Annotated in this window: 11 protein-coding genes, 5 tRNA genes and 1 pseudogene; 3 read left to right on the forward strand and 14 right to left on the reverse strand. The window is 70.0% G+C overall.

Going from position 1 to position 12986, the window contains the following annotated elements; all coding sequences use genetic code 11:
• Window positions 1-354: pseudogene (locus tag OFY01_RS09785) on the forward strand (2-phospho-L-lactate guanylyltransferase); the annotation flags it as partial.
• A 553-nt stretch (window positions 355-907) separates the two neighbouring features.
• Here OFY01_RS09785 and OFY01_RS09790 read toward each other — a convergent pair.
• From OFY01_RS09790 to leuC, 4 genes are all read right to left on the reverse strand, one after another.
• Window positions 908-1567, reverse strand: coding sequence for an HU family DNA-binding protein (locus tag OFY01_RS09790; RefSeq protein WP_266598348.1), 660 nt, complete (start codon window positions 1565-1567; stop codon window positions 908-910).
• 131 nt (window positions 1568-1698) lie between these two features.
• On the reverse strand, window positions 1699-1938 hold the full coding sequence (locus tag OFY01_RS09795; RefSeq protein WP_266598350.1) for an SCO5555 family protein: 240 nt from the start codon (window positions 1936-1938) through the stop codon (window positions 1699-1701).
• Window positions 1939-2241: 303 nt separating this feature from the next.
• Window positions 2242-2835: a 3-isopropylmalate dehydratase small subunit gene (gene leuD / locus OFY01_RS09800; RefSeq protein ID WP_266598352.1), complete on the reverse strand. Its 594-nt coding sequence runs from the start codon at window positions 2833-2835 to the stop codon at window positions 2242-2244.
• A gap of 6 nt (window positions 2836-2841) precedes the next feature.
• A complete protein-coding gene (gene leuC, locus OFY01_RS09805; RefSeq protein ID WP_266598353.1) occupies window positions 2842-4272 on the reverse strand; it encodes a 3-isopropylmalate dehydratase large subunit in 1431 nt (476 codons plus the stop codon).
• A 185-nt stretch (window positions 4273-4457) separates the two neighbouring features.
• On the opposite strand from leuC, the gene ndgR reads away from it, so the two are divergent.
• Window positions 4458-5174: an IclR family transcriptional regulator NdgR gene (ndgR, locus tag OFY01_RS09810; protein WP_266598354.1), complete on the forward strand. Its 717-nt coding sequence runs from the start codon at window positions 4458-4460 to the stop codon at window positions 5172-5174.
• A 172-nt stretch (window positions 5175-5346) separates the two neighbouring features.
• Here ndgR and OFY01_RS09815 read toward each other — a convergent pair.
• The 10 genes from OFY01_RS09815 to OFY01_RS09860 form a co-directional block, all read right to left on the reverse strand.
• A tRNA-Glu gene (locus OFY01_RS09815) sits at window positions 5347-5419 on the reverse strand.
• A gap of 43 nt (window positions 5420-5462) precedes the next feature.
• Window positions 5463-5534, reverse strand: a tRNA-Gln gene (locus tag OFY01_RS09820).
• Between the two features lie 22 nt (window positions 5535-5556).
• Window positions 5557-5629, reverse strand: a tRNA-Glu gene (locus OFY01_RS09825).
• 86 nt (window positions 5630-5715) lie between these two features.
• Window positions 5716-5788: transfer RNA gene (locus OFY01_RS09830), tRNA-Glu, on the reverse strand.
• A gap of 40 nt (window positions 5789-5828) precedes the next feature.
• A tRNA-Gln gene (locus tag OFY01_RS09835) sits at window positions 5829-5900 on the reverse strand.
• Window positions 5901-5989: 89 nt separating this feature from the next.
• Window positions 5990-6715 (reverse strand): HAD family hydrolase, encoded by a 726-nt coding sequence (locus OFY01_RS09840; protein ID WP_266598355.1) that lies wholly within the window; start codon window positions 6713-6715, stop codon window positions 5990-5992.
• A 52-nt stretch (window positions 6716-6767) separates the two neighbouring features.
• Window positions 6768-7436, reverse strand: coding sequence for a DUF4241 domain-containing protein (locus tag OFY01_RS09845; RefSeq protein WP_266598357.1), 669 nt, complete (start codon window positions 7434-7436; stop codon window positions 6768-6770).
• A 136-nt stretch (window positions 7437-7572) separates the two neighbouring features.
• A complete protein-coding gene (gene gltX, locus OFY01_RS09850) occupies window positions 7573-9081 on the reverse strand; it encodes a glutamate--tRNA ligase (RefSeq protein ID WP_407700312.1) in 1509 nt (502 codons plus the stop codon).
• Window positions 9074-9859 carry a fumarylacetoacetate hydrolase family protein gene (locus OFY01_RS09855; protein ID WP_266598359.1) on the reverse strand — a complete coding sequence of 262 codons (786 nt, stop codon included), beginning with the start codon at window positions 9857-9859 and terminating at the stop codon, window positions 9074-9076. The genes gltX and OFY01_RS09855 overlap by 8 nt, the downstream gene beginning before the upstream one ends.
• A 101-nt stretch (window positions 9860-9960) precedes the next feature.
• Window positions 9961-10143 (reverse strand): hypothetical protein, encoded by a 183-nt coding sequence (locus OFY01_RS09860; RefSeq protein WP_266598361.1) that lies wholly within the window; start codon window positions 10141-10143, stop codon window positions 9961-9963.
• A 555-nt stretch (window positions 10144-10698) separates the two neighbouring features.
• On the opposite strand from OFY01_RS09860, the gene OFY01_RS09865 reads away from it, so the two are divergent.
• Window positions 10699-12986, forward strand: a 2288-nt coding sequence (locus OFY01_RS09865) for a sensor histidine kinase (protein ID WP_266598363.1), incomplete at its 3' end; no start/stop codon positions are given.

Below are 12986 nucleotides of genomic sequence, written 5' to 3' on the forward strand. Positions count from 1 at the left end.
CGCGCGGCGCGCCCCGCGGCACCGGTGGCCGCGCTCAACGCGGACCTGCCCGCGCTGCGCCCCGCGGAATTGGCGCGGGTTCTCGCCGCCGCCACCGGATTTCCCCGGGCTTTTCTGCCGGATGCCGCCGGGGTGGGAACCACGTTCCTGTCCGCGGCCTCCGGTACGGAATTGCGCCCGGAATTCGGTACGGCTTCGCGTGCCCGGCACGCGGCGTCGGGGGCCGCGGAGATCGTGGCGGCCGATGTGGGTTCCGTGCGCCAGGACGTGGACACCGGCGACGATCTGCGCGCCGCGCTCGGCCTGGGGGTGGGCCCGCACACGGCGCGGGCGGCGGCGGGGCTGCTGATCCCGGATCGGCGTTCTCGGCCCGGCGCTCCCGGGCCGAGCGGACGTCACCGGGCTGAGTACGCTGCCTGTATGCAGGCCACCGCGTACACGTACGACCCTGATTCCCGCTCCGGCAGCGTCCTTCTGGACGACGGCACCCCGGTGGAGTTCGACACCGCCGCGTTCGACGCGGGCGGTCTGCGGCTGCTGCGGCCGGGACAACGGGTACGGATCGAGACCGAGGGCGAGGGGGACGCGCGGCGGATCACGCTGGTGACCCTGCAGACCCTCTGAGGGCGCCCCCACACGCCGCGGGCGGGCTCCCCTGAGGGAGCCCGCCCGGCGCGTGAGCAACCTGTTGACCTCCTCCATCGCCCTGAAGGGCAAGGATTCTCCGTCTGCGGCCGGTCCTCACAGGTGAGGGCCACCGCTACGGGTGGGTTCCCGCTTCCTCCCCACGCGAGGTGGGGGTTGTGCGCGCTGCCTGGCCTCGGCCCGGTCCGTGCGCTCCGCAGGCGTGCACCGCCGCCGTCACCGGCGTCGGGCCCCAGGTCCTGGGGTGAATGTGCCTCGGCCCTTACTTCTTGCGGGCCGTGGCCTTCTTGGCGGTGGTCTTGCGCGCCGACGACTTCTTGGCGGGCGCCTTCTTGGCGGTGGCCTTCTTGGCGGGCGCCGTCTTCTTCGCGGTGGTCTTCTTGGCGGTGGTCTTCTTCGCCGCCGTCGTCTTCGCCGCCGCCTTCTTGGCGGTGGTCTTCTTCGCGGTCGTCTTCTTGGCCGCCGCCGTCGTCTTCTTCGCGGCGGCGGTGGTCTTCTTCGCCGTCGTCTTCTTGGCGGTGGTCTTCTTCGCGGTGGCCTTCTTGGCGGCGGCCTTCTTCGCGGCGGCCTTCTTCACCGTCGGCTTGGCGCCCGTGAGGCTGCCCTTCGGCGCCTTCTTGACCGCGACATCGTTCTTCGGGAGCTTCTTCGAGCCCGAGACGAGGTCCTTGAAGCCCTGGCCCGCGCGGAAACGCGGCACCGACGTCTTCTTGACCCGCACGCGCTCGCCCGTCTGGGGGTTGCGGGCGTAACGGGCCGGGCGGTTCACCTTCTCGAACGAGCCGAAGCCGGTCACCGAGACGCGGTCACCGGCGACCACGGCACGGACGATGGCGTCGAGCACTGCGTCGACGGCATCGGTGGCCTGCTGACGGCCACCGACCTTGTCGGCAATCGCTTCTACGAGCTGCGCCTTGTTCACGTCTTCCCCTTCGGAGACATTGCCGGAGCGAATCTCTTTCGGTCCGGCTTTTCGCACGTTAGGCAGATATATACCGCAAATCAAACACGAAACGGGCTAATCACCCTTGTGCCGCAACGAACTCGGCTGTCTCAGAGTTCTTCTTCGGTGGAACGGCCCTCTTCGAAGTCGTCGAGGTCCGCCATGAATCGCTCCAGACGCCGCGCCGCACCGGCGAGGTCGTGTTTGGCCGCGGCCGTGATGGCCAGCAGCTTCCGGGTCAGCGCCATCCGTACGCCCTCCGGGACTTGCAGTGTGCGCACTCGGGAGTGCGCTTCCTTGAGTTGGTCCGCGACTGCCTCGTACAGCTGGAGTTGGCCGTCGTGTTCCATGCACAGATTGTGCCATCTGGGGCGAGTTGTCGCCTCCGCAGGGGGTAACTCCCGCCCCGCGCGGGCCTTGTGGGGCGCCGCGGAGCGCTCCCGTCCGGCGCGGCACCGGATCTCGCGTACCCCGTGAACATCCTTGTCATTCAGGCGAGTTGAGGGTTCCCGGGGGGCGCTCCGCAGGGTCGGTCACGGGCCTTCGGGCCCCGACACGGAAGTACCCCCAACCGTTGCACGATTGGGGGTACGGGCCTTGCGAATGTGGCCTGAATGAGCCTTGCCCGGCGGCCGATCCGCCGGGCGGTGGTCTCAGACCTGGACGGTGCGCGGCTTGAAGGCCGGGCGCCCGGCCTCGTAGGAGGCGATGTCCTCCTCGTCGCGCAGGGTGATGCTGATGTCGTCGAGGCCGTTCAGGAGCCGCCAGCGGGAGTTCTCGTCGAGCTCGAAGGGGGCGGTGACGCCCTCGGCGCGGACCTCGCGCGCCTCCAGGTCGACGGTGATCTCGGCCTGCGGGTCGCTCTCCACCAGTTCCCACAGCCCGTCCACGACCTTCTGGTCCAGGACCACGGTCAGCAGACCGTTCTTGAGGGAGTTGCCGCGGAAGATGTCGGCGAAGCGGGAGGAGATGACGGTCTTGAAGCCGTAGTTCTGCAGCGCCCAGACCGCGTGCTCACGCGACGATCCGGTACCGAAGTCGGGGCCCGCGACCAGTACGGTCGCACCGGCCCGCTCGGGCTTGTTGAGCACGAACTCGGGGTCCTTGCGCCATGCCTCGAAGAGCCCGTCCTCGAATCCGTCCCGCGTCACCTTCTTGAGCCAGTGGGCGGGGATGATCTGGTCGGTGTCGACGTTGGAGCGGCGCAGCGGGACGGCCCGGCCGGTGTGCTTGGTGAATGCTTCCATGGCTGATCAGACTCCAGCGGGCGTACGGTCGTCGGCTTCGGTGAGGTCCGCGGGCGAGGCCAGGTGGCCCAGGACGGCGGTGGCCGCGGCGACCTGCGGCGACACCAGGTGGGTGCGCCCGCCCTTGCCCTGCCGGCCCTCGAAGTTGCGGTTGGAGGTGGAGGCGGAGCGCTCGCCGGGGGCCAGCTGGTCCGGGTTCATGCCCAGGCACATGGAGCAGCCCGCGTGCCGCCACTCGGCGCCCGCCTCGGTGAAGACCTTGTCCAGGCCCTCGGAGACGGCCTGCAGGCCCACGCGCGCGGAGCCGGGCACGATCAGCATCCGTACGCCGTCGGCGACTTTGCGGCCCTTGACGATGTCGGCCGCGGCGCGCAGGTCCTCGATGCGGCCGTTGGTGCACGAGCCTACGAAGACGGTGTCGACCACGATGTCGCGCAGCGGCTGGCCGGCCTCCAACCCCATGTACTCCAGGGCTTTCTCGGCGGCCAGGCGCTCCGAAGCGTCTTCGTACGAAGCCGGGTCGGGGACCGACGCCGAAAGCGGGGCGCCCTGGCCGGGGTTGGTGCCCCAGGTGACGAACGGGGAGAGTTCCTCGGCCTTGATGAAGACCTCGGCGTCGAAGACGGCGTCGTCGTCGGTGCGCAGCGTCTTCCAGTACGCGACGGCGGCGTCCCAGTCGGCGCCCTCGGGAGCGTGCGGGCGGCCCTTGAGGTAGTCGAAGGTGGTCTCGTCGGGGGCGATCATGCCCGCGCGGGCGCCGGCCTCGATGGACATGTTGCAGATGGTCATGCGGGCCTCCATCGAGAGCTTCTCGATGGCGGAGCCGCGGTATTCCAGGATGTAGCCCTGACCGCCGCCGGTGCCGATCTTCGCGATGATCGCGAGGATCAGGTCCTTGGCGGTGACTCCGGCGGGCAGCTCGCCCTCGACGGTGATGGCCATCGTCTTGGGACGGGCCATCGGCAGCGTCTGGGTGGCGAGCACGTGCTCGACCTGGGAGGTGCCGATGCCGAAGGCCAGGGCGCCGAAGGCGCCGTGCGTGGAGGTGTGCGAGTCGCCGCAGACCACGGTGGTGCCGGGCTGGGTCAGGCCCAGCTGGGGGCCCACGACGTGCACGACGCCCTGCTCGACGTCGCCCAGCGAGTGCAGGCGGACCCCGAAGTCGGCGCAGTTCTTGCGCAGCGTCTCCAGCTGGGTGCGCGAGACCGGGTCGGCGATGGGCTTGTCGATGTCGAGGGTCGGGGTGTTGTGATCCTCGGTGGCGATGGTGAGGTCAGTGCGCCGCACCGGGCGGCCCGCCTTGCGGAGGCCGTCGAAGGCCTGGGGGCTGGTCACCTCGTGCAGCAGGTGCAGATCGATGAAGAGGAGGTCGGGCTCGCCCTCGGCGCGCCGGACGACGTGGTCGTCCCAGACCTTCTCCGCGAGTGTCCTACCCATCGCTTTCCCTCCGGCCGGCGTACGGGCCGGCACAACTAGAGATTTCGGATCGCCGTCGTCCGCCCCTCGTCCCGGACGTCGGCGGCCGGGCCCGTCTTCGTCCCCGGGCCGGTGTACGTCCAGAGTGGCAAGTTCCACGGAAAATTGAACTTGCGTTTCACAGAGTGAGACGCGAGTATCGACGCATGGACAACAGTAGCGGCGTCGGCGTTCTGGACAAGGCAGCCCTTGTCCTGGGCGCCCTGGAGTCCGGACCCGCGACCCTCGCAGGCCTCGTAGCGGCCACCGGACTGGCAAGACCCACGGCCCACCGCCTGGCGGTGGCCCTCGAACACCACCGGATGGTGGCGCGTGACATGCAGGGCCGTTTCATTCTCGGCCCGCGCCTGGCGGAGCTCGCGGCGGCGGCCGGCGAGGACCGCCTGCTGGCGACCGCCGGGCCGGTTCTCACGCATCTGCGGGACGTGACGGGCGAGAGCGCCCAGCTCTACCGCCGTCAGGGCGACATGCGCATCTGCGTCGCCGCGGCGGAGCGCCTGTCCGGTCTGCGGGACACGGTCCCGGTCGGCTCGACGCTGACCATGAAGGCCGGCTCGTCCGCGCAGATCCTGATGGCCTGGGAGGAGCCGGAGCGTCTGCACCGCGGACTGCAGGGCGCCCGTTTCACCGCGACGGCGCTCTCGGGCGTGCGTCGCCGCGGCTGGGCCCAGTCGATCGGCGAGCGGGAGCCGGGCGTCGCGTCGGTCTCCGCGCCGGTGCGTGGCCCGTCGAACCGTGTGGTGGCCGCGGTGTCGGTCTCCGGACCCATCGAGCGCCTGTCCCGGCACCCCGGCCGGATGCACGCCCAGGCCGTGATCGACGCGGCGGGCCGCCTCTCCGAGGCGCTGCGCCGCTCGGGCTGACGCCCTGTCACCACAACCCGCCCCGCCTCTCCGTCGATTCCGGCCGGTCGCTCCAACGCCGCAGCGACCGGCCGGAGTTGTACGGTCGCCGGCCGCGCCGGGAATCCGAGGCCCTGAGCACACGAAGAGGCCCTCCCCGGTTTCCCGGGGAGGGCCTCTGATCGTTCGCGCGTACCCCCGACCGGATTCGAACCGGCGCTACCGCCTTGAGAGGGCGGCGTGCTAGGCCGCTACACAACGGGGGCGTGGATCTTGCGGGCGTTCGATGCCGACCGCCGCAGATCCGAGCTGGTCTACCAGGACTCGAACCTAGACTAACTGAACCAGAATCAGTCGTGCTGCCAATTACACCATAGACCAATGGTGGTTTAGACCAACCCAGTACCCCCGACCGGATTCGAACCGGCGCTACCGCCTTGAGAGGGCGGCGTGCTAGGCCGCTACACAACGGGGGCCCTAGCGATCCCACCCGGCGCCAGCCGGATGTTGTCACCGCGCGGTCGATGGGAGCTACCCGAACCGTCCTCGCGGGATGGATCTGTACCCCCGACCGGATTCGAACCGGCGCTACTGCCTTGAGAGGGCAGCGTGCTAGGCCGCTACACAACGGGGGCTTTGTGGATGTGATCCACGGTCGCAGATGAGCTCTGCGAGCTGGCCTACCAGGACTCGAACCTAGACTAACTGAACCAGAATCAGTCGTGCTGCCAATTACACCATAGGCCACCGAAACGCAACCCCCGGGGGGACTTTGTTTGGTTTGCGCTTCCGGGGTTTCGGCCTTTCGGCCCGCTCCCCTCGGCGCAGGAAGAACATTACCCGAAGGTGTCCGGCGCTCCAAAACGGCTATCCCGCGCCAGCAGCGCGGGCAGCTGGGCGAGCCCGGTGATCCGGAGCAGCTCGGGGCGGCCTCCGATGTCCGCCCGGTCGAGCCAGATGCCTGTGAGCCCCGCCTCGACGGCCCCTCTGGCGTCGGTGTCCGGCTGGTCACCGACGTACGCGACCTCGTGCGGAGCCAGTCCGAGCCGCTCGCAGACCGCGTGGAAGGCGCCCGGTTCGGGTTTGGCCACACCGAGTTCGGCCGCGCACAGGACGGCCTCGAACCGTTCCCGTACGCCGAGCAGCCGCAGCTTGCGGTCCTGGTTGTGCAGTGAGGAGTTGGACAGGACGGCGTGCCGGTGGGTGGCCGCGAGCGCGTCGAGGGCCGCCACCGTGTCGGGGAAGAGGCGCCACGCGGACTCGTAGTGCCCGAGGTAGCGGTTGAACCACGCGTCCGCCGCGGCGTCGTCCAGGGCACCCCCGACGAAGTCCCGGACCCGGTCCCTGCGCTGCCCCTCCCAGTCGGTCTCCCGCGCCTCGAACCGCGCCCAGTGCGTCCTGGTCAGCGCCCGCCACCGGTCGAGCGCCCGCGCGACGCTCCCGAAGCCGTCGAGCAGCCCCTCGGCGGCGAGGTGCGCCCGCATACCGTCGGCGTCGGCCCGCGCGTAGTCGAAGATCGTGTCGTCGATGTCCCAGACCACTGCTCTGATCGGCGTGCTCATACGAGGACCGTAACGCCGATGCCGCTCCGCCAGGGGCGCGGGCGCCGGTCGCTCAGTCCTCGTCCGGGAGGTCCATCACGAAGAAGTCGGTGACGAAGCAGGCCACGGCGCCCCCGGCGGTGCGGCCGATCCACGTGGGGTAGGCGCCGTCGCCCCAGCCCGAGCCGAACGCGGCGACCGTGTGGCCTGTGGAGGGGGAGGTGACCAGGTACGGGCCCGGGGCGTGGTCACGCTCCTCGAAGGCGTCCCAGAGCGGGCCCACGTCCCCCTCGCATTCGGGGAACGAGCCGTCGGACTCGGCGTCGTAGAAACAGCCGGTTCCCGCGTCCACGCCGTAGCCGAAGAACTCGTCGTCGCCGAGGTCGGCCAGGTCCTGGCCCGCCTGCACGGCGTGCTCCCACGCGGCGACGGGTTCGTCGCGTATGACGAGGCGCGCGGCGGCGACCCGCTCGTGCGGTGTGTCGGAGGGCGGCTCCTCGGGGTTCACCAGGGTCACGACCGCCGCCTCCACCCGGTACCGGCCGGGCTCGACGGTGGCGGTGAAGGGCTCGCACTCGCCGGAGCCGAGCGCGACGAACGGGTCGCAGGCGACGACGCGGCCCGACGGCAGCCACAGGTCCCCGGCCGGGCGGACCTCGACGGTGCCGATCAGGCCCGTCTCGTGCGTGAAGGTGAGGCCGGGGCTGAAGTAGCGCGCGTAGTCGCGGGCGGGCATGGGCATGGCGGCGCCTTTCCGGAGGTGAACCGTCGCGGTGTTCGATGGACTTGACGACCGTAGCCCCCGGCACTGACAACACCGAAGGGGCGGCGCCCGGAAGCCACCGGGTGCCGCCCCCTGGGGCGTGGGATGCCGTGCGTCAGGCGGTGAGCTTGGCCAGGGCCGCGTCGATCCGCGCCAGCGTCGCGTCCTTGCCCAGGACCTCCAGGGACTCGAACAGGGGCAGGCCGACCGTGCGGCCGGTGACGGCGACGCGGACCGGCGCCTGGGCCTTGCCGAGCTTGAGGCCGTGGGCCTCGCCCGCCGCCAGGACGGCTTCCTTGAGGGACTCCGGGGAGCTCCAGTCGGCCGCTTCGAGCTTCTCGCGGGCCGTCTTCAGCAGGGCGTCGGAGCCCTCCTTCATGGCCTTGGTCCAGCTCGGCTCGTCGAAGACGGGCTCCGGCAGGAAGAGGAAGTCGACGTTGTCCGTGATCTCCGAGAGGACCTTCAGGCGCGTCTGGGCGTGCGGGGCGATCGCCGCCCACTTGGCCTCGTCGAAGTCCTCGGGGGCCCAGGGAGCGAAGGGGGCCTTGAGCCAGGGCTCGCAGCGGGTCGCGAACTCCTTGGCGTCGAGCAGACGGATGTGGTCGCCGTTGATCGACTCGCACTTCTTGAGGTCGAAGCGGGCCGGGTTCGGCTGGACGTCCTTGACGTCGAAGGCCGCGATCATCTCGTCGATCGTGAAGATGTCGCGGTCCGCCGACAGGGACCAGCCGAGCAGCGAGAGGTAGTTGAGCAGGCCCTCCGGGAGGAAACCGCGCTCGCGGTACAGGTTCAGGCTGCTCTGCGGGTCGCGCTTGGACAGCTTCTTGTTGCCCTCGCCCATGACGTACGGGAGGTGGCCGAACTCGGGGGTCGCCTTCGCGATGCCCAGTTCCTTCAGGGCGTCGTACAGCGCGATCTGGCGGGGCGTGGAGGAGAGCAGGTCCTCGCCGCGCAGGACGTGCGTGATCTCCATCAGCGCGTCGTCGACCGGGTTGACCAGCGTGTACAGCGGGGCGCCGTTGGCACGGACGATGCCGAAGTCCGGCACGTTCTCCGGCTCGTACGAGATCTCGCCGCGGACCAGGTCCGTGAAGGTGATCGTGCGGTCGGGCATGCGGAAGCGGACGATGGGCGCACGGCCCTGCGCCTCGTACGCCGCCTTCTGCTCGTGGGTGAGCTCGCGGCAGTGGCCGTCGTAGCCGGAGGGCTTGCCGGCGGCGCGGGCGGCCTCGCGGCGGGCGTCGAGTTCCTCGGTGGAGCAGTAGCAGCGGTAGGCGTGGCCGCCGGCGAGGAGCTTGTCCGCGACGTCCTTGTAGATGTCCATGCGCTGCGACTGCCGGTACGGCGCGTGCGGGCCGCCGACCTCGGGGCCCTCGTCCCAGTCGAAGCCGAGCCAGCGCATCGCGTCGAGCAGCTGCTCGTACGACTCCTCGCTGTCGCGGGCCGCGTCGGTGTCCTCGATGCGGAAGACGAGGGTGCCCCGGTTGTGGCGCGCGAAGGCCCAGTTGAACAGGGCGGTGCGGACCAGGCCCACGTGGGGGTTACCGGTGGGCGAGGGGCAGAAACGGACGCGTGTGCCTGACGGCATCGCTTCGTTGACGGGGGACGCTGTTGCGCTAGCCACGCTTGACAACCTTGTTGGTGAGAGTGCCGATGCCTTCGATGGCGACGGCGACCTCGTCGCCGACGCTGAGCGGGCCGACCCCTTCGGGGGTGCCCGTGAGGATGACGTCGCCGGGCAGCAGCGTCATGGCCTCGGAGATGTTCGCGATCAGGTCCGCGATGGGCGTGATCATGTCCGACGTGCGGCCGAGCTGGCGCTGCTGACCGTTGACCGTGCACTGGATGGTGAGCTGGGACGCCGCCGCCACGTCCAGGTCCGTCTCCACCCAGGGGCCGAGCGGGCAGGACGTGTCGAAGCCCTTGGCGCGGGCCCACTGCTTCTCGCGCTTCTGCACGTCACGGGCGGTGACGTCGTTGGCGGCGGTGTAGCCGAGGATGACGTCGTCCACGCGCTCGCGCGGCACCTCGCGGCACATCCGGCCGATGACGACGGCGAGCTCGGCCTCGTGGTGGAGTTCCTGCGAGAAGCTCGGGTACTGGATCGCGTCGCCCGTGCCGATGACCGAGGTGGACGGCTTGAAGAAGGCGAAGGGGACCTCGGGGACCTCGTGGCCCAGTTCCCTGGCGTGCTCCGCGTAGTTGCGCCCGAAGGCGATCACCTTGTTGGGCAGCACCGGAGGCAGCAACCGGACCTTGCTGAACGGGACCTTGGTGCCGCTCAGTTCGAAGTCCGCGAACGGGATGCCCTTGATGATGTCGAGGACGAGCTCGTCAGGCCCGTCGCCCTCGACCGCGCCGAAGGCGACGTTCCCGTCGATGGAGAATCTGGCGATGCGCACGGTGTGGCTGCGCCCCTTTTCTTGCTTCTTGCGCCGGGTGGAGTGTGAGCCCCCAGGCTAGCGCGGGGCGAAGCCGCTCACGGGGTACGGCCCCGCACCCCTCAGTTCGATGTCTTCGGCATCTCCATCAGGATCGTGCGCCTCGGGTTGGCCGTGTTCGTCGGGAGGTCGGTGACGTGCTCGGGCTGGGCCGGGGCCGCCTGGATCTCGTCGGCGTCCGCGAGGTGCGCCAGGGTGGTGCGGCGCGGGTTGGCGAGGCGGAGGAGCGACATCGTGGTCTTCATGACTGGGTTCCGGAACCTTCGGTTGTCTGCTGGGCCATCCCTGTAAAGCGTCAGGCTAAACATCGGATTCCCGTCGAAAGGCCGGAAGTTGCGGCCATCGGTATGTGAGTTTGCTCACGAGTGGGCGAGCAAATCGGGCGTTTCGGATCGTAGTTCGAATCTGCCGAAACCGGCATTTCACACCTGAAGCCAACATTCCGCTCCCGATCATGGCGACTGGGACACCGCACGCCGCCGCACAGGACGTCCACCGATGTCCGTTTTCTTGTAGATCACCTTGCACGACCCGTGATAGCACCCTCACAAGCGGTCACCAGGACCGTGTCACGGCCACCGGCCCTTGTTGGAGATCCTGCACTGTGCTGGAATTCCCGGGACCGCCGCGGGTATGGGGCCGGCGCACACGGCGCGAAGCAGCGTCGATGGCGGCGGAGGGGGGAGCCAGCGCCGGTCACTCACGACCATTGGGGGGCGTTCAGGTCGCCCCTCGAACACGCCGACACCGCTTCGTCCGCACACGCGGACGGGGCGCCTGGTCCAGAGGTTGCGACGCTAGTGCAGGGACGTAAGAACAGGGATGGCAGCGCTGCGGCGGAGCCGGAGCCGCAGGGCGGGACCGGCCCGGCGGCTGGCGGCCCCCGGCCTCAGCGCGCCCAGAACCCGGGGCGCACGGCGTCCGTCGGGGACGGTGACGGCCGCTCCGCATCAGCCGTGGGCTCCGACGCGCCCGCACAGCCCTCCCCCAAGGGCAAGAGCAAGGGCAAGGGTTCGGCGCCGGTCGGTCCCGGCTCCCGAATAGCCCTGCGCAACTGGCGCATCTCGACGCGTCTGGTCTCGCTGGTCGCCGTGCCCGTGGTCGCCGCGACCACCCTGGGCGCGCTGCGCATCAGCGACTCCATGACCGCCATCAAGCAGCTCGACAACATGAAGCTGCTGACGGAGATGACCAAGCAGGCCACCGAGCTGGCCTCGGCGCTCCAGAACGAGCGCGACCAGTCCGCGGGCCCGCTCTCCAACGACCCGAACGCGACCGACGACTTCAGCGTCAAGGCCGCGCGCGAGAAGACCGACCGCGCCCGCCAGGCGTTCCTCGACGAGACGCTCAACGTCCAGAGCGACGACCAGACCGACCTGGCCGGCGTGCGCGACCACATCGTGCAGATCGCCTCCCAGCTCAGTGCCCTCAAGAGCCTGCGCGAGCACGCGTACGAGAAGGGCACCACGGCCTCGCAGACCGTCGAGGGCTACAGCCGTCTCATCGACAACCTGCTCTCCCTGTCGACCGACATGGCCCAGGCGACCAGCAGCCCGGAGATGATCCAGCGCACCCGGTCGCTGGCCGCGTTCTCGTCCGCCAAGGAGTCCGCCTCCGAGCAGCGCGCCATCATCGCGGCCGCGCTGCCCGCGAACAGCTCCTCGTTCGGCAAGATGTCGGAGACCGACCGGCAGTACGGTCAGGCGGCGGAGGACAGCCAGAAGTCCCACATCGACACCTTCGACAGCGTCTACGGCAGCGAGAAGGCGGCCGCGCTGCTCAAGCCGCTGACCGAGAACAACCCCACCATCAAGGCCGCCGACAAGTACGCCGACCGCGCGTTCCGGAACCCGGACGGCCTCACCTCCCAGGACAAGCGCTCCTACAAGGACTGGATCGACGCGGACAGCACGCGCATCCAGCAGATGTCCACCATCGAGCTGACGCTGCTCAACGAGATGGAGCAGCAGGCCCGCGAGCTGCGCAACGAGTCTCAGCAGTCGGCCATCATCAACGGTGCGCTGATCCTTCTGGTCCTCGGCGTCTCGCTGATCGGCGCGTTCGTCGTGTCCCGGTCCATGATCCGTTCGCTGCGCCGCCTGCAGGACACCGCGACCAAGGTCGCCCAGGACCGTCTGCCGGAGCTCGTCAAGGAGCTGTCCGAGTCCGACCCGCAGGACGTCGACACGTCCGTGGAGTCGGTCGGTGTGCACTCGCGCGACGAGATCGGCAAGGTGGCCGCGGCCTTCGACGACGTGCACCGCGAGGCGGTCCGCCTCGCCGCCGAGCAGGCCCTGCTGCGGGGCAACGTCAACGCGATGTTCACCAACCTCTCGCGCCGCTCCCAGGGCCTCATCCAGCGCCAGCTCTCGCTCATCTCCGAGCTGGAGTCGCGCGAGGCCGACCCGGACCAGCTGTCGTCGCTGTTCAAGCTCGACCACCTCGCGACCCGCATGCGCCGTAACGGTGAGAACCTGCTCGTCCTCGCGGGTGAGGAGCCGGGGCGCCGGTGGACCCGGCCGGTTCCGCTCGTCGACGTGCTGCGTGCCGCCGCGTCCGAGGTGGAGCAGTACGAGCGGATCGAGCTGGCGGCGGTGCCCGCGACCGATGTCGCCGGGCGCGTCGTCAACGACCTCGTGCACCTGCTCGCCGAGCTGCTGGAGAACGCGACGTCGTTCTCGTCGCCGCAGACCAAGGTGAAGGTGACCGGTCACGCACTGCCCGACGGGCGCGTGCTCATCGAGATCCACGACACCGGCATCGGGCTCTCCCCCGAGGACCTCGCGGCGATCAACGAGCGGCTCGCCGCGCCGCCCACCGTGGACGTGTCCGTGTCGCGCCGCATGGGTCTGTTCGTGGTCGGCCGTCTCTCGCAGCGGCACGGCATCCGCATCCAGCTGCGTCCCTCCGACTCCGGTGGTACGACCGCGCTGGTCATGCTCCCCGTCGATGTCGCGCAGGGCGGCAAGAAGGCTCCCGGCAAGCCGGGTGCCGGTCCGGGTGCGCCCGCCGGTGCCGGTGGACCCGCCGCCGCGCAGGCCGCGGCCGGTGCCGCCGCGGCGCGACGCGGTGTCGGGGCCGGGCCCGG

The organism is Streptomyces beihaiensis (genome assembly GCF_026274175.1).
Taxonomy (GTDB): Bacteria; Actinomycetota; Actinomycetes; order Streptomycetales; family Streptomycetaceae; genus Streptomyces; species Streptomyces beihaiensis.